General features: G+C 68.8%; 15 protein-coding genes. 9 read left to right on the plus strand and 6 right to left on the minus strand.

Going from position 1 to position 16,454, the window contains the following annotated elements; translation table 11 throughout:
* Nucleotides 1-16 precede the first annotated feature (16 nt).
* Entirely contained in the window at nt 17-1,084 is a 1,068-nt protein-coding gene (mutY, locus tag ACE3TJ_RS19055) for an A/G-specific adenine glycosylase (protein ID WP_374599049.1), read from the minus strand.
* A 65-nt stretch (nt 1,085-1,149) separates the two neighbouring features.
* Between mutY and ACE3TJ_RS19060 the strand changes: the two genes are divergently transcribed.
* From ACE3TJ_RS19060 to ACE3TJ_RS19095, 8 genes are all read left to right on the plus strand, one after another.
* Entirely contained in the window at nt 1,150-1,605 is a 456-nt protein-coding gene (locus ACE3TJ_RS19060; protein ID WP_374599051.1) for a DUF721 domain-containing protein, read from the plus strand.
* Nucleotides 1,606-1,741: 136 nt separating this feature from the next.
* On the plus strand, nt 1,742-2,470 hold the full coding sequence (locus ACE3TJ_RS19065) for a DsbA family protein (protein WP_374599053.1): 729 nt from the start codon (nt 1,742-1,744) through the stop codon (nt 2,468-2,470).
* 35 nt (nt 2,471-2,505) lie between these two features.
* Nucleotides 2,506-5,961, plus strand: a complete 3,456-nt coding sequence (locus tag ACE3TJ_RS19070; RefSeq protein WP_374599055.1) for a chromosome segregation SMC family protein — start codon at nt 2,506-2,508, stop codon at nt 5,959-5,961.
* A gap of 179 nt (nt 5,962-6,140) precedes the next feature.
* On the plus strand, nt 6,141-6,440 hold the full coding sequence (locus tag ACE3TJ_RS19075) for an AtpZ/AtpI family protein (protein WP_121048097.1): 300 nt from the start codon (nt 6,141-6,143) through the stop codon (nt 6,438-6,440).
* A gap of 22 nt (nt 6,441-6,462) precedes the next feature.
* A complete protein-coding gene (locus ACE3TJ_RS19080) occupies nt 6,463-7,191 on the plus strand; it encodes a F0F1 ATP synthase subunit A (protein ID WP_121048098.1) in 729 nt (242 codons plus the stop codon).
* 42 nt (nt 7,192-7,233) lie between these two features.
* The gene (locus ACE3TJ_RS19085) at nt 7,234-7,458 is read left to right on the plus strand and encodes a F0F1 ATP synthase subunit C (RefSeq protein ID WP_121048099.1); all 225 of its coding nucleotides are present in this window, start codon (nt 7,234-7,236) and stop codon (nt 7,456-7,458) included.
* A gap of 84 nt (nt 7,459-7,542) precedes the next feature.
* The gene (locus ACE3TJ_RS19090) at nt 7,543-8,025 is read left to right on the plus strand and encodes an ATPase (RefSeq protein WP_374599058.1); all 483 of its coding nucleotides are present in this window, start codon (nt 7,543-7,545) and stop codon (nt 8,023-8,025) included.
* 9 nt (nt 8,026-8,034) lie between these two features.
* Nucleotides 8,035-8,640, plus strand: a complete 606-nt coding sequence (locus ACE3TJ_RS19095; RefSeq protein ID WP_374599060.1) for a hypothetical protein — start codon at nt 8,035-8,037, stop codon at nt 8,638-8,640.
* A 63-nt stretch (nt 8,641-8,703) separates the two neighbouring features.
* On the opposite strand, the gene ACE3TJ_RS19100 is transcribed toward ACE3TJ_RS19095, so the two are convergent.
* Entirely contained in the window at nt 8,704-9,339 is a 636-nt protein-coding gene (locus ACE3TJ_RS19100; protein ID WP_374599062.1) for a glutathione S-transferase family protein, read from the minus strand.
* A 205-nt stretch (nt 9,340-9,544) separates the two neighbouring features.
* Between ACE3TJ_RS19100 and ACE3TJ_RS19105 the strand changes: the two genes are divergently transcribed.
* On the plus strand, nt 9,545-10,105 hold the full coding sequence (locus ACE3TJ_RS19105; protein WP_374599064.1) for a GNAT family N-acetyltransferase: 561 nt from the start codon (nt 9,545-9,547) through the stop codon (nt 10,103-10,105).
* On the opposite strand, the gene ACE3TJ_RS19110 is transcribed toward ACE3TJ_RS19105, so the two are convergent.
* Genes ACE3TJ_RS19110 through ACE3TJ_RS19125 form a run of 4 tightly spaced genes read right to left on the minus strand, consistent with a single transcriptional unit; the run spans nt 10,035 to nt 16,409 of the window.
* Nucleotides 10,035-12,068, minus strand: coding sequence for a hypothetical protein (locus ACE3TJ_RS19110; RefSeq protein WP_374599066.1), 2,034 nt, complete (start codon nt 12,066-12,068; stop codon nt 10,035-10,037). The two genes, ACE3TJ_RS19105 and ACE3TJ_RS19110, sit on opposite strands and share 71 nt — an antisense overlap.
* Complete coding sequence (locus ACE3TJ_RS19115) at nt 12,065-14,593, minus strand: DUF4159 domain-containing protein (protein ID WP_374599068.1); 2,529 nt, start codon at nt 14,591-14,593, stop codon at nt 12,065-12,067. The genes ACE3TJ_RS19110 and ACE3TJ_RS19115 overlap by 4 nt, the downstream gene beginning before the upstream one ends.
* Entirely contained in the window at nt 14,593-15,420 is an 828-nt protein-coding gene (locus ACE3TJ_RS19120) for a DUF58 domain-containing protein (RefSeq protein WP_374599070.1), read from the minus strand. Before ACE3TJ_RS19120 ends, ACE3TJ_RS19115 begins: the two co-directional genes overlap by 1 nt.
* On the minus strand, nt 15,417-16,409 hold the full coding sequence (locus ACE3TJ_RS19125; protein WP_374599072.1) for an AAA family ATPase: 993 nt from the start codon (nt 16,407-16,409) through the stop codon (nt 15,417-15,419). The genes ACE3TJ_RS19120 and ACE3TJ_RS19125 overlap by 4 nt, the downstream gene beginning before the upstream one ends.
* Nucleotides 16,410-16,454: the final 45 nt, after the last annotated feature.

Below are 16,454 nucleotides of genomic sequence, written 5' to 3' on the forward strand. Positions count from 1 at the left end.
ACGCCGCTCACTGCGGCTAAAAATCGCCTATACAGGCTACAAAGTCCAATGCTTTACGAAACAGCGTCGGCAAATCCCGCGCGGCGGACTCATCCGCTGCACGCCAATCCCCCGCTGGTTTCGTTGTGCCCGACAGATCGCCCGAAAACACGGTCAGATGCAACTCGAAATGCGTGAAAACGTGGGTCACACGCCCTTCGCCGCGTGACCAGCGCGTGAGGGAGGGGGCGCCCGGATGCGTGTCTTCGGGGGCAGGGGTGTCGGTGATCTCGCTCATCGGCAGGCCGAGCATGCCGCCCAGAAGGCCGCGCGGGGGGCGGCGCACGAGCAGGATCTCGCTGCCGTCGCGCAGCACATAGACACTGGCGTAGCGGATCGGACGCGCAGCTTTCGGTGCTTTTTTGGGCAAGAGGTCGGCGATGCCGCGCTGCGCCGCGTCGCAGGCCGCGATGATGGGGCACACGAGGCAATCGGGCGATTTGGGGCGGCACACGGTGGCGCCGAGGTCCATCATCGCCTGCGCGAAATCGCCTGCGCGTGCGGCGGGCGTGATCGTATCCGTGAGCGCGCGAAGCGCGGGTTTCGTGCCGGGCAAGGGCTCTTCAACCGCGAACAGCCGCGCAACGACGCGCTCGACATTGCCGTCGACGACGACGGCGCGCTCGCCGAAGGCAATCGCCGTGATCGCCGCCGCCGTATAGGCGCCAATGCCGGGAAGGCCGAGCAGCGCCCTCTCGGTGGATGGGAAATATCCGCCGTGGTCGTTCGCAACGGCGCGCGCGCAGGCGAGGAGATTGCGCGCGCGGGCGTAGTAGCCGAGGCCCGCCCATGCCGCGAGCACGTCTCCGTCTTCGGCTGCGGCGAGCGCCTCCACCGTCGGCCACCGCGCTGTGAAATGCTCGAAATAGGGGATGACGGCCGCCACGGTCGTCTGCTGGAGCATGATTTCCGAAAGCCAGACGCGATAGGGATCGGCCGCGTTCGCGCCGGGCGGCGCGCGCCACGGCAGGCGGCGGTGCGACCTGTCGTACCAGGCGAGCAGTGGTGCCGCGATATCCTTGGGGGCGATTTCCTTGGCGGGCATGGCGCGCCTATGGCATGGGTTTCTTCATGAGGAAACCGGGTGACAGAAGGGGTGGGAGCCGGTCGGTGGCCGAGCTTGTGCCGCTTGTCGGGCGCAAGGCGTTCCGCCGTTTCGGCTTCGTCGACAGTGCCGTGGTCGCGCGCTGGCCCGAGATCGTGGGGCCGGACTATGCGCGGCATTCGACGCCCGAATCACTGAGCTTCCCGCACGGCAAGCGCAGCGGCGGCACGCTCAACCTCTCCGCCACCGGTTCGCACGCGCTGATGATCCAGCACGTGGCGCCACAGATCATCGAGCGGGTGAACCGCTTTTTCGGCTATGATGCTGTCGCGCGCATCGCCATCCGGCAGGGGCTTGCCGTGGAGCGCGCGCCTGCGGGCGAGTCTGCGCAGACGCCCGGCGAGGTGCCCGAGGACGTGGCGGGCAGCCTGAAGGCGATCGCCGACGACGGGCTTCGGCAGAGCCTTGAAGACCTTGCGCGGCAGATGAGTGGGACGAAGGGTCTGCCCGTTATTCGATAGCTGAAAATGCGCTGATCGGCTTTGACTTGGGATGCGTGCCTCGCCATAGTGTCCCACCCGCATTTGTGGCAGGTATTGGGTTTCTTTGAGGGTGGACTACCAGATGTTGAGAAAAGCGCGCTTCAAGGCATTGTGTTTGTTCGGAGCCGTCGCAGTGCTTTCGGCCTGCGGACAGGAATCGTCTGAAGCCGCCGGGAGCAAGGCCGGCAGCGCGCCGAAGGCGGAAACGCCGTCCGCACCGGCCGGGAAAGGCAAGTGGCTCGAAACCGTGAAGGCGACCCCCGAGGGCGGCTTCAGCATCGGTAACCCGAACGCCCCCGTGAAGCTCATCGAATTCGCATCGCTCACCTGCCCGCACTGCCGCGATTTCCACGAAATGGCGATGCCGGCGATCAAGGGCCAGTATATCGCCACCGGCAAGGTGCTCTACGAGTTCCGCAACTTCGTGTTGAACCCGGCGGACTACGGCGCCACGATGCTCGCGCGCTGCCAGGGGCCGAGCGCATTCTTCGGGCTGGCCGACGCCTTCTTCAAGAACCAGCAGACATGGATCGAGCCGTTCACCAAGCTCACCGAGGCGCAGACCTCCCAGCTGCAATCATTGTCGCCGGACGAGCAGGTCGTCACCTACGCGAAGCTCGGCGGGCTCGACACGTTCGTGCGTGCGCGCGGGATTCCGGAAGCGAAGTTCAAGGCCTGCCTCACCGATGCGAACCAGCGCAGCCAGCTTGAGGCGATCCGCAAGACGGCGGTCGAGCAGTACAAGGTGACGGGCACGCCCGCGTTCGTGCTGAACGACAAGTCGCTCGAAGGCGTGCACAGCTGGGCGGACCTCGAGCCGCTGCTCAAGGATGCCGCGAAGTAGCGTGAAGCGTGTGGGCGTGAGAGAGCGGGGGGCGCGTGCATTTCAGGCGGATTAGACTCGCCGGGTTCAAATCCTTCGTCGATCCTGTGGAACTCAGGATCGACGATGGGCTGACGGGCGTCGTCGGTCCGAACGGCTGCGGCAAGTCAAACCTCCTTGAAGCCATTCGCTGGGTGATGGGCGAATCGAGCGCCAAATCCATGCGCGGCGGCGGCATGGAAGACGTGATCTTCGCGGGCACCGACCGCCGCCCGGCGCGCGACGCCGCGCACGTTACGCTTCACCTCGACAATTCGAGCCGCCGCGCGCCCGCGCAGTTCAACGATTCGGACGATCTCGAAGTGGTTCGCCACATCGAGCGCGGCCTGGGCTCTGCGTACCGCGTCAACGGCCGCGACGTGCGCCAGAAGGACGTGCAGCTGCTGTTCGCCGACGCGGCGACCGGCGCGCACTCGCCCGCGCTCGTCAGCCAAGGCCGCATCGGCGCGATCATCGCCGCGAAGCCGCAGGATCGTCGCCTGCTGCTCGAAGAGGCGGCGGGGATTTCGGGCCTGTATGTGCGCCGCAAGGACGCCGAGCAACGCCTGCGTGCGGCGGAAACCAACCTCACCCGCCTCGATGACGTGCTGCAGGGCCTGTCCGCGCAGGCTGCGAACCTGAAACGGCAGGCGCGTCAGGCGGAGCGCTACAAGAAACTCTCCGAGCAGATTCGGATCGCCGAGGCGATGCTGCTCTACGCGAAGGCGGCTGAGGCGAATGCGGATGCAAACGCCGCGAAAGCCGAGGCCGAAGCGCTGCGCGGGAAGATCGAGGACGCGACGCGGCTCGGCGCGGCGATCTCGGCGCGGCAGGCGGATGCCGCCGCGAACCTGCCGCCGCTGCGCGAAGCGGAGGCCGAGGCGGCGGCGATCCTGCAACGCCTGAAGCTCTCGCGCGATTCGCTGAACGCCGAGCTCAACGAGGTCGAGCGCCGCCGCCGCGAGGCCGAAGCGCGGCGCGAGGCGGCGGAACGCGACATCGCGCGCGAGGATGCGCTGCACCACGACGCGCACGCCGCGCTTGAACGGCTCGCGGCGGAAGACGCCGCAATCGCGGCGCGGCTCGCCGAAGCTGAGGCCGCGCTTGGCCCGGCGGAAGCGCGCATCACCGATCTCGAAGCCGTCGTCGAGGCTGACCAGCGCGCGCTTGCCGATGCGCTTGCAGCGCAGGCCGAGGCACAGGGGCAGCGCCGCGCGATCGAAGCCGAGCTTTCGGCGTTGCGTTCCCAGATCGCGCGGGCCGAATCCGAAAAGACGCGCACACTCGCCGCACAGGCCGCGGCCGCGCAGGGCGATGATGCGGGCGAGCGGCTGATTGCCGCCGAGGGCCGCGCGAAGGATGCCGAGGCGGAAGCCGAGCGTGCCTCCGCCGCGATCGCGACCGGCGAGGAACGCCGCGCCGGGGCGGAGACTGCGCGCGATGCGGCGCAGGCGAAGCGGGGCGAGGCACAGGCGGCGCTATCCGCGCTCACCGGCGAGCGGCAGTCGCTCGAACGCTCGCTCGCGGCGAGCCGTGGTGGTGATGCCGAGCCGCTGATCGACCGGGTACGCGTGACGAAGGGTTTCGAGGCGGCGTTCGCGGCCTCGCTTGGCGACGATACGGCGGCCCCCGTGGGCGGCGAAAGCGGACGCCGGTGGGGCGGGGCGACGAAGGGCGAATGGGATCCGGCGCTTCCGGCAGGCGCGCGGCCGCTTTCCGAGGTGATCACGGCGCCCGAGGAAATCGCGCGCCGCGCCGCGCAGATCGGTGTCGTCGACGACGAGATGCTGGACCGGATGGCGGCGAAGCTCTCCGTCGGCCAGCGATTGGTGACCACCGAAGGCCGCTTGGTGCGCTGGGACGGCTTCCGCACCGAAGCGGGCGACGGCAGCGCGGCGGCGGAAAAGCTGCGCCAGCGCAACCGGCTCGCCGAGGTTGAGGCATTGTTGCCCGACGCCGAGGCGGCGGTGGAAGCTCTTGATACCGAGTTCGCCGCTGCGCGCGCGATTGTCGCCGAAACCGCCTCCGCGATCGACGGCGAACGACAGGCGTTGCGCCGGGCGGAAGCCGCGCGTGCTGAAGCGGCGAAGGTGATGTCGCAGCTCGCGGGTGAGGTCGAGCGCCGCGCCGCGCAGCTCGAAGCGTTTGCGGCAGCCGTGACGCGCGCGAACGACCAGATCGCCGAGTGCGGCGAGAAGACGCAGGAACTGGAAGCCGCGCTTCTGGAGGTTCCCGCAGCAGAAGGGCTGACCGAAGCGGTGACGGCGGCGCGCAATACGGCCGATGCGCATCGCTCCGACCTCGCGATGGCGCGCGCCGAACATGTTGCCCTCCAGCGCGGCCTGCAAAGCGATGGTGCGCGACGCGACGCGATCACCGCCGAACGCGAAGCCTGGGAGCGTCGCATTTCGGGCAGTACCGCACAGCGCGAGGAGCTTGCCGCGCGAATCGCGGCGGCGAATGCGACGATTGCCGAAATCGCCGACGTGCCCGCAGCGATTGCCGAGCGTCAGGCGCGGCTCGCGGGCGACCTCGCCGACGCAGAGGCCGCGCGTCAGGCGGCGGCGGATCGGCTTGCCGAGGCCGAAGGCGGACTTCGCACCATCGATGGCGAAGCGCGCGAGGCGACAGAAATTCTTTCCACCCTGCGCGAGGAGCGCGGGCGTATCGAGGTGCGCGTCGAGACCTGCGAGCACCGGCGCACCGAACTCAACCGCCTGTCGGTCGAGCGTTTCCAGTGTTCGCCGCAGATGCTGCCCCAGCGCTTCGAATTCAGCGACGAGAACATGGAGGACCCGGAAACGCTGAATTCCGGGCTCGATCGCCTGACCGGCGAGCGCGAGCGCATGGGGCCGGTGAACCTGCGCGCCGATGTCGAGCTCGAAGAGATCGAGACGACGCTCACAACGTCGACCTCCGAGCGCGAGGAGCTGGAAACCGCGATCGCCCGCCTGCGCGGCAGCATCGGCTCGCTGAACCGCGAAGGCCGTGCGCGGCTGCTGACTGCGTTCGAAGAGGTGAACCGCCACTTCGGTGATCTTTTCACAAGCCTCTTCGGCGGCGGCGAAGCGCGCCTCGAACTCATCGAATCGGATGATCCGCTCGAAGCGGGCCTCGAGATCATGGCGCAGCCCCCGGGCAAGAAGCTGCAATCGCTGACGCTGCTTTCGGGCGGCGAGCAGGCGCTGACGGCGGTGGCGCTGATCTTCGGCCTGTTCCTGACGAATCCGGCGCCGATCTGCGTTCTCGACGAGGTCGACGCGCCGCTCGACGACGCCAATATCGAGCGTTTCTGCGATCTTCTCGACCGCATGACGACGCTGACCGACACCCGCTTTCTCATCGTGACGCACAACGCCGTCACGATGAGCCGGATGCATCGCCTCTATGGTGTCACCATGGGCGAGAAGGGCGTCAGCCAGCTTGTTTCCGTGGACCTTGGCCGCGCCGAAACGCTGCTCGCGGCGGAGTAGACATGCTGCCGTGGACACCATGCCGCAGTGCGGCACGGCGAGCGTTGACTTGGCGAAAACCCGCCACTAAACGTGCGCTCGCGTTCGGGGTTTCGGCTCCGGCGTCTCGTCGCTTGCCGGAAACGGCATGTGTTTCGGGTGGACCGTTCAAACTGTCCTCAAGGGCATGGAGATGATCGTTGGCTGATGACCGGCGCATCGAACCCGACGACCTCGGTCGTCGACTTGCCGAGGCCAAGGAACGTGCCAATCCGAAGCGTGACGGGCTGAAACGGGAAGAGAACAGGGGCTGGTCGATCGCCATCGAATTCGTCGGTGCGATCCTCGTGGGTGCCTTTTTCGGCTGGCTGATCGACGGCTGGTTCGGAACGGGGCCGTACGGAATGATCCTGTTCTTTTTGCTCGGCTTTGGTGCTGGTCTGCGCACGGTGATGCGCAAGAGCGGCGACTTCGACGGCAACCCGGACGACAACAACTAAGGTTCAGGAGCGCGGGCGTTCAATGGCGAACCCGATGGAACAGTTCGAGATCAAGACGCTCAGCCCGATTGAGCTTGGCGGCTATGACGTCTCGTTCACCAATTCTTCGCTGTGGATGATGATCGCGCTCGTCACGGTGGCGGGTTTCCTCTTCATCGGCACGGCTGCCCCGAAGCTCGTTCCCGGGCGCTGGCAGGCTTCCGTCGAGTATCTTGAAGAATTCATCCGCAACATGCTGGCGGAAAACGTCGGGCCGGAAGGCCGCAGGTACGTTCCGCTGGTGTTCGCACTCTTTATCTTCGTGCTTGGTTGCAACCTGCTGGGCCTGCTGCCCTTCGTGGGCGCCTTCACGCCGACCAGCCATATCGCGGTGACCTTCGGCCTTGCCGCGCTGGTCTTCCTCGTGGTGCTCGGTGTCGGCTTCGCGCGCCACGGGCTGCACTTCTTCTCGCTCTTCATTCCCAAGGACTGCCCGATCGTGCTGCTTCCGCTGGTGACGGCGATCGAGTTCGTCTCGTTCCTGTCGCGGCCGTTCACACTGGCGATCCGGTTGTTCGCGAACATGACTGCGGGCCACGTTCTTCTGAAAGTGTTTGGCGGCTTCGTCGTCAGCCTTGGTGTGTTCGGCCTGCTGCCGCTCGGCGTCAACGTCGCGCTTACCGCGCTCGAAGTGATGATCGCCGTGGTGCAGGCCTATGTCTTCGCGCTGCTCACGTCGATCTACCTGAACGACGCGGTCAATCTTCACTAGTTTCAACGCAATCCCACTACAGTTCAACGGAAGGGTTTCAACATGGATATCGCATCAGCCAAGCTCATCGGTGCCGGTCTCGCTGCTGTCGGCGCGGGCATTGCCGCTATCGGCGTGGGCACGATCTTCGGCCAGTTCCTGCAGGGTGCGCTGCGCAACCCGGCTGCCGCCGACAAGCTCGGCGGTCGTCTGATCTTCGGCTTCGCGGTGACCGAGGCTCTCGGCCTCATCGCCGCCGTCGTCGCGCTCGCGCTCGCGTTCGGTTGATCTTCCAGGGCTTCGGTCCGGCACGTACGGCGTGCCGGTCTGCGCCCTTTTGATCACTCAGCCGGATTCGCATCGGGGTAAGTCATGCCACAATTCGACCCGTCAAATTTTCTGCCGCAGATGTTCTGGTTGGCGATCGCATTCGCCATCCTTTACTTCGGCGTCGTCCGCCTGACGCTGCCGAAGATCGGCAAGGTCGTCGACGAACGGGCCAGCATCATCGCGGCCGATCTGTCGGCGGCGGAAGTGGCACACACGGCCGCCGCGAATACGGGCGAGGCCTATAATGCGGTGCTTGCCAAATCCCGCGATGCCGCGACGAGTGTCGTGTCGGACGCGAAGGCGGTTACGGTTCGCGAAAACGAAGCCAAGCTCGCCTCGCTTGATGCCGAACTGAATGCGCGTCTCGCATCGGCGGAAGCCCGCATTTCCGATGCGCGCGCCAAGGCTCTCGGCGAGATCGAGACTGCGGCGAGCGAAGCGGCGGCCGATGTCGTCGAGCGCCTGACCGGCGTTCGTCCCGGCGAACTGGAAGCCAGGGCCGCGGTCGCCGCGAGCCTGTCGTAGGAAGTCGCTATGCAAGTTCCCGCCGGTGATGTGACCCCAGTCGATGTGCCGCCGAGCGCGGGCGAGGTCGATCAGATGACCGCGACCGTTGCCCACGAGGCCGCGCACGACGAGCATCCGGTGATGCTAGGGCTCGATGCCGAAGGCTGGGTCTACGTCAGCATCACGATCTTCTTCCTTCTCGCGATCTTCGTGATGAAGGCGCCGAAGCTGATCGCGCAGGGCCTCGATGCCCGCATCGCGCTGGTGAAGGCGCAGCTCGCCGAGGCGAAGACGCTGCGCGAGGAAGCCGAAAAGCTTCTCGCCGAAGCGAAGGCGCGCGAGGCGCAGGGCGAAAAGGATGCCGCGGCGATCATCGCGCACGCGAAGCAGGAAGCCGAGCAGATCACCGTCGCCGCGCAGAAGAGCGCCGAAACGATGGTCGCGCGCCGCACGGCGATGGCCGAGGCGAAGATCGGCGCCGCCGAGCGCGCCGCCGAAGCCGAACTCCGCGCCCGTGCTGCAACGCTCGCAACCGCCGCAGCATCGCGCATCATCGCCGACACGACCGACAAGGCGACGAAGACCAAGCTCACCGACGCCGCGATCAGCGAACTGGACCGGCGCCTGCACTAAGGTTTGGTTTCAGAGAACTTTCGAAAGGCCGGAGCGTTCGTGCTCCGGCCTTTTTCGTTTCTGCTATCCCGCCGCGTAGCTCGGGCGGTCCGTGACCTCGGCGTGCCAGCGCAGTGTGTTGGCGTGATCCTCGGGGATGCGCACCTTGATCCAGCGGGCGAAGTCGATGGCGACGGTCGCGGTGATGTCGGCGATCGTGTAGCGATCGCCGGCGACGTAGGGGCTTCCGCCGAGGCGTTCGTTGAGCATCGTGAAGAAGCCGGGGAGCAGCAGTCGCCCGCGTTCGGCAAGCTCGGCGATTTGTGCCGTGTCCGGTCCGCCGCCGGGCTGCGCACGGTTTGCGAACAGCGGCTGCGTATTGCGATAGACGGAGGCGATGGTCGCCAACCCGTCGAACTCGATGCGGCGCTGCCAGCATTCGACGACGGCGGCTTCCTTCGCATCGCGGCCCATCAGGTTCGGCTCGGGGTGCAGCGTTTCGAAGTAGCGGCAGATGGCGATCGATTCGTCGATCACCGTGCCGTCATCCAGCACAAGCGCCGGGATGAGGCCGCGCGGGTTGACGGCGAGATATTCGGGCGTGCGGTTCCCGCCCTCGGCGACGTTCACCTCCTCGATCTCGATCGGGATGCCTTTTTCGGCGAGGAAGATGGTAACGCGGCGCGGATTGGGCGCGCGGTTCATGCCGTAGAGCTTCATGGTCGATTCCCCTGTTTCGTAAACCTGATTGCACGAGGCCACGTTCTCGTCTATGCGCGCTAGCCGCAACAAGGAACAGGGTTCCCGCGCAATGACGTTCGAGGTTCGAGGACTACGACGAGGATAGACGCCGCGAAAGAGCGGCGCGGATGGCGCGTGGCCATTCTTCATCCTCCTGTCACTCGAATGCTTGAAAGTTCCGCACATGATGATCGTGCCCGCCAGCGCCCGGTACGGCGCTGCCATTGAAACGCTTCTCGACGACGTTTTCGGCTCCGACCGGCACGGCCGCACCGCCTATCGCCTGCGCGACGGCGTGCGCGCGGTGGAGGGTCTCAGCTTTGTGGCGCTGAATGCGGCTGGCGAGCTTGTGGGGTCGATCCAGCTCTGGCCGATCGAACTGGCGACGGAGACTGGCGTGCACGCGTTGACGCTGCTCGGGCCGGTCGCGGTGGCGAAGAGCCTGCAGGGCACGGGCATTGGCGCTGCGCTCATGGAGACCGCCATCGCGGCAGCGGATGCGATGGGGCGGAGCGCGATCGTGCTGATCGGAGACGCTGAATATTATGGCCGTTTCGGCTTTTCGGCGGAGGCGACGGGGGACTGGGTGGTGCCGGGTCCGGTGGAGCGGCACCGGCTGCTTGCGCGGGGGGTGGAAGAGAACACGGCGGGCACGCTTCGGCCCGCCAAGGCGCTCAGCGCCGTTCGCGCCACCACGCCAGCACAAAAAGGCTCGCGGCGAGCAGTAGCGCCAGCGGCGGCATGATGAGGGGCTTCTCGTCGACCGCGACGAGTGAGCCGGTGCGGTTCTCGATGAGGCCGAGCCAGCCGGGGCCCGCAGCCGTATCGGTTGGGGCGATGCGGCGAACCTTGGGCACGCCGTCCTGTAGCCAGTAGCTGCCGCCGCCTGAGGCTTTGACCGGGGTGGCGAGGGGGGCTTCGCGGGGGCGGACTTCGGCGAATTCGGCGCTGTCGCCTGCGAGGACGTAGCGGATGCGGTCGCCTGCCGCGACGCGGTAGAGCCCGTCCGCGCCGACCGTGACGCTCGCGCCGGTGACGCCCTCGCCGCGCGGTTCGAGCGGGATGCCGCGATCGTTGTCGGCGGGATCGGTGAGGATCGCGGCTTCGGGCGGGGTGAGGCCGTGCGCGGTGATGTCGATGCGACGCGCCGTGGCGGAGGCTTCGAGGCGGTTCTCGTCGAGATCTGGCTCCTGCATCAGCCAGTGCGCGATGCGGCGCAGAAGCTCCGCGTGCGGCCCGGCGCCGTCGACGCCGCGCGACCACCACCAGACATTGGTGGAGGCGATGAGACCGACACGCCCGCGCCCGACACGGTCGAGGATGACGAGCGGCTTCTCCCCGGCGCCCGACATCAGCACCTCACCGGAGGTCGGCGTCATGTCGCTCTGCGAACCCCAGCGGCCCCACGCATCGCCGCCCCAGATCTTCGGAAGCTCGGCGGTGACGGGATGACGGCGGCCCGTGGGGGTGAGCAGCGGGCGGAAGGGTGTGGCGATGCCTGGCCCGGCGGTACGCGCGGGGAGCACGGGCGCGAGGTCGGTGTTGCCGAGACCGCCTTCGGACGCGAATTCCTCACCCGTGACGACGAGCAGTCCGCCCCCGTCTTTCACGCGCGCGCCGAGATCCTGGAAATAGATCGGCGAAAGCAGCTCCGAGAGGCTGAAACGGTCGAAGATGATGAGATCGAAGTCGCCGAGATGCTGCTCGAACAGCTCCTCGACCGGGAAGGGGATCAGCGACATCTCGTCGGGCGGCGTCGTGTCGAAACTGGTCGGCAGGCGCAGGATCGTGAAGTGCACGAGATCGATGTTGGAATCGCTCTTGAGAATGTCCCGCCATACGCGGCCCCCGGGGTAAGGCACGCCCGAGACGAGCAGTACACGCAGCCGATCGGTGACGCCGTTCAGCCGCACGAGCGCCCGGTTGTTGACAAGCGTGGCCTCTCCGCCCGCAAGCGGCGCAACCGAAAGCGCCATCTCGATGGCGCCGCGCCGAGTGACGGGGACGGAGAGTCGCACCGGTTCGCCCGTCGGCACATCGCGTTCGGTGGTGCGGCCACCGGCAATCGACTGCGTGAGGGTCGCGGTGCTGCGCGGCGCGTTCGGGCCGTCGTCGATGCGGATCACGACCTCGGCGGGCTGGCCGACGACGCTGTAGCTCGGCACGCGCTCGACGATGAGGCGGCGGTCGGGCGTTTCGGGATCGCCCGCGATCAGGTGGTGCAGCGGGACACCCGCGGGGAGCAGGCGCGGATCGGGCGCATCCGCCGAAATGCCGTCGCTGAGCACGACGACGCCCGCGAGCCGCCCGGCGGGGGCGTCTGACGCGGCGCGCTCTATGGCGGTGGCAAGGCGGGTCGGCTCGCCGGGCGCCTGCGGCACGGTGACGACGCGCCACTCGACGCCGGGCGACGCGCGGCGCAGCGCGGCGAGAGCATTATCGGCTTCGCGCGTGCGATTTCCGATGCCCATGCTGGCAGACCGGTCGACGACGGCGACGGCCACATCGGGTCGCACGGCGCGGCGCTCCTGAAGCCACACGGGGCCTGCGAGCAGGAGCATGAGGATCGCGGCGATGAGCGCGCGCGGCCAGAACAGGCGCGGTGCGCGCCACAGGATGACCACGAGCCCGGCGGCGAACATTATGCCGACAAGCGCGACACCCCACCACGGCAGCAGCGGCGCAAAGCTGATGGCGCGCTCCGTCATCGCGGCTTTTCACCCATGCGTTCAAGCAGCGCGCGCGTGTGGACCTGATCGGCCTTGTAGGTGCCGGTGAGCGCATAGATGACGAGATTGACGCCGAAGCGCAGCGCCTGCTCGCGCTGCGACGGGCTGACCGCGCGGTCGCCCGACCAGAGCGAGGCCCAGCCTCCCCCACCGATGACGACGCCGGACACGCGGCCATCTCCGCCGTCGGTGCCCGCTTCGGTCCAGACGGCGCCGCCCGCGTAGGTGTGGAGCAAATAGAAGCTGCGCGAGAGCACGTGCTCGCTGCCGACCTCGCTGAGCGCGGGCAGGCCGAGCGGTTCGAGCAGATCGCGTGCGCCGCTGCCCGCGCCGAGCGGACGCCCGAAATCGAAGAGCACGAGGCCGCCGGCGGCGATGTAGGCGCGCAGGCGCAGCGCGGTTGCGGGAGACATGGAGCGTACCTGTCCGGCGGGCCAATACAGCACAGGATAGGCGCCGAGCGGATCGCGCGCGGGATCGACGGCGGCAGGTTTGGCGGGCGAGACGGAGGTGCGGCGTGTGAGCGTTTGCCCGAGCGTTTCGAGGCCGCGCGCGACGCCTGCGTCTGCGGCGGCGCTGCCGGTGCGCACATAGGCGAGCTGGAGATCGGCGGCCTCGGCGGGCCTTGGCGTCAGCACGAAGAGCAGCGCGGCCGCGACCGGCGCAAGCGCGCCGCGCAGGCGAAGCGCGACGAGGATGTCGACAAGCGCGAGCAGCACGGCGGCGAGAATCAGCCATGCGCCGATATCGACCGGCGGCGCGGCTTCGGCGGCGGGGCGAAGGCCCTGTGTGCCGATGGGCGCGAAGCGGAAAGCGGGGCCGAGCGCGCCCGCGAGGTTGATGACCCGGCGTGCGTCACCGCTGCGATAGAGACCGGGCGGCGAGGCCGCGCTTGCCACGGCGGCGTCAAAAGCGGCGGCGGGAATCGTGACGGGCTGCGCCGGTTCCTGCCATTCGCCGCGCGCGCCGAGCATCCGTTCGAGCACCCACGGCTTCGCGCCCGCGATGTCGATCGAGGCCGGGTTTGTGCCGAGCGGCAGCAGGCGGCGCAACATCGCTTCGAAGAGGCCGCTCAGGGGGAGCGTGGACCACGAGGGATCGGCGGCGGTGTGGACGAGGATGAGGAGCCCCGCGCCGCGCCGCGCTGCGCTCACCATCGGCGTGCCATCGGCAAGCCATGCCCAGCGCATCGCGTCAGCATCCGACGCGGCGAGAAGCTGGCGGGAGATGCGGGCTTCTTCGGGCACCGGCAGGCCCGCGAGCGGCCCGGCGGCTTCGAAGCCGCCGATCGCCTGTGGCTGCTGCCACGAGAGCACGCCTCCAAGCGCGCGTGCGCCCGCGCGCAAGGGTACGGGCGAGAGCGCGCTGCCGTTTTCGGCGATGCGCGGCCCGGCAAAGAGGATGACGACGGCGCCTTTTTCAACGCGTTCCAGCAGCGGTTTCGCCTGCGCGGGCTCGGCGGCGACGTCGGTGAGCACGAACAGCGTCGCCGGGTCTTCGGCGGCGGTGGCGAGCGTGGCGGTTTTGATTTCGGCGTGCGGTTCGAGCGCACGGCGCACGTAGTATCCACCCGATTCGAGCGGCGGGGCGTTCGACGGGCCGTCGATGACGACGACGCGCGGACGCGCCGCGCTGCCGTCCGCAAGGTAGATCGCCTGCGCGCTACCGCCGACGGTGAGGCGGCTCACGTCCGCGCGCTCGGCGGCGTCGAGACGAACGCGGAAGGTCGCGACGTCGCCTTCGAACGGGAGCGGCTCGCTGGAGAGCGTCTGGCCGCGTCGGCTGCGGAAGGCGAGCGCGGCTGAGGGGAGGCCGGAGGGGGCGATCACCTGTCCGCTCCAGCCGTCGTTGGTGCGTCCGGCGATGCGGATGGCGGGTTCGGCGGGCGGCACCGCAAGAAGTTCGCCCCCTGCCAGTGCACGGCGGAGCACGGGGGCGCCCGCATCCTCCACGCCGTCCGACACCCAGAGGAACGCGGCGTCCTCCGGCAGCGCGGCGGCCCGGCGCGCGCGGTCCCCCGACCACGGCAGCGGCGAGAGCGCGGCGAGCTGGGCCTTTGCCGTCGGCGCGTCGACCCAGTGCGCGGTGGGTGCCGGACCATCGAAGGCGGTGGGGAGGATCGTGAAGCGCGTCGTTGCCGGAAGCGTATCGATGCGCTCGGCGGCGGCGGTGACGAGCCGGTCCCACTGCGAGGCGGCAGACCAGCCGTTGTCGACCACGATGGCGAGGCGGGCGGGCGGCGCTGTCGCGGGTGTCGGCTTCCAGACCGGCCCGGCAAGGCCGACGAGGAGCAGCGCGACGATGCCGATCCGCAGCAGCACCAGCCACCACGGCGGCGTCGCGGCGGGCGGCGGCGGGATCTCGGCGTCTCCGAGCAGCACGATCGAGGGCAGGCGCACGCGGCGCACGGCGGGCGGCAGGCGGCGCAGCAGGAACCAGAGGAACGGCAGCGCAAGCCCGGCGGCGAGCAGCCATGGCACGGCGAAGCTGAACGCGCCCCCCATCAGGCGCCCTCGCGCAGCCAGCTTGCGATGCGCGCGGCGTGCGCGGCGGCATCGTCGGTTGTTACCGCTTCGACGAGCAGCCAGCCGGGCCGCTCGCAGGCGGCGGCGATGCGGGCGCGGTGCGCGGTCCACGCGGTGGCGTAGGTCTCGGCGAGCGCCTCGGCGCGGCCCGCCTCGAACGGGCGGTCTCCGGGTTCGACCGCATCGAAATGCACGCGGCCCGCGAAGGGGAAAGCGATCTCGGCGGGATCGGCGACGGCGATGACGACGCCCTGCGCGCCTGCTGCCGCTGCGGCGGCAATCCAGTCGAGCGTGCCGGGGCTGAGGAAATCTCCGGCGGCGAGCACGATGTCGGCGGGGCCCGGGTTCGTGAGCAGGGGGGCGTCGCTGTGGCCGTGCGGCGCAAGAAGGGCGTCGCCGCGCAGGGGGCGCGGGTCGGGCGGGGCGCAGCACGTCTCGCCCGCCTCGTACGCGGCGAGGCCGAGCGCGGCGACGAGCGTATCCGCGAGCGTTTTCTTGCGCGGGAGAGCGTCATCGGAGGCATAGTCCATCGAGGCGCTCGCGTCGGACCAGAGCCACAGGCGCACGGGGTCTTCACGCTCGCGTTCGCGCACGTAGAGCGCGTCGCTGCGGCCCGATCGGCGCCAATCCACCTTGTCCGCCGCCTCGCCGGGGGTCAGCATCCGGTATTGCCAGAATTCCGAGCCCGGGCCGGCGGCACGGCGGGGGTGTGCGCCCGCCTGTCGCGCCGCGCGGGCGCGGGCGCGCGTGAGGCGCAGCGGGCCGAGCATGGCCGCGATGCGTTCGGCGTCGAGGAGCCCGCTCACTCCAGACCGGATTCGATCGTCCGGATGAGCTCGGCGACGGTGCGGCCTTCGCTGCGCGCTGCGAAGCCGAGCTGGACGCGGTGGCCGAGCGCGGGCTGGAGCAGCGCCGCGACGTCTTCCAGCAGCGGAACGGCGCGGCCTTGCAGGAAGGCGCGGGCGCGCGCCGCCGTGATCAGCGCCTGTCCGCCGCGCGGTCCCGGGCCCCACATCAGGCCGGGGTTTTCGGGGCCGGGGCGGAGGCCGCGCACGGCGCGGAGGATCGCATCGACGACGCCTTCGGGCACGGGCATGTGCGTGAGAAGCGTCTGTGCCTCGATGAGATCGGCGGCCTTGAGTATGGGTTCAGGCACCGGCTCGTCCGCGCCCGTGGTGGCGACGAGGATGGCGCGTTCGTCGGCGAGCGCGGGAAAATCGATGTCGATCTGCAGGAGGAAGCGATCGAGCTGGGCTTCGGGGAGCGGGTAGGTGCCTTCCTGCTCGATGGGGTTCTGCGTGGCGAGCACGTGGAACGGGCGGGGCAGGGGCCGCGCGGCGCCCGCGACGCTTACCTGCCGTTCCTGCATGGCCTCCAGCAGCGCGGACTGGGTGCGGGGGCTGGCGCGGTTGATCTCGTCCGCCATCAGCAACTGCGTGAACACCGGGCCTTCGATGAAGCGGAACGCGCGGTCGCCTTCGCGCGACTGTTCGAGCACCTCGGCGCCGAGAATGTCCGACGGGACGAGGTCGGGCGTGAACTGGATGCGGCGTGTGTCGAGGCCGAGCACGGTACCGAGCGTCTTCACGAGGCGCGTTTTCGCGAGGCCGGGCAGGCCGACGACGAGCGCGTGGCCACCCGCAAGCAGGGCAACGAGCGCCAGATCGATGACGCGCTCCTGCCCGATGATGGTGCGGCCGATCTCGGCGCGGGCACTTGCGAAGCTGGCGGCAAGCGCATCGAAGCGCGCTTCGGCCTGCTTGACGTCGAGAGGGGGCTTGGGTTCAGTGTTCACGGCACTCTAATACGTCGGGTGATCAGGGTTACAATCATCGCCGCG

It is taken from the genome of Sphingosinicella sp. (assembly GCF_041916975.1).
Taxonomy (GTDB): Bacteria; Pseudomonadota; Alphaproteobacteria; order Sphingomonadales; family Sphingomonadaceae; genus Sphingosinicella.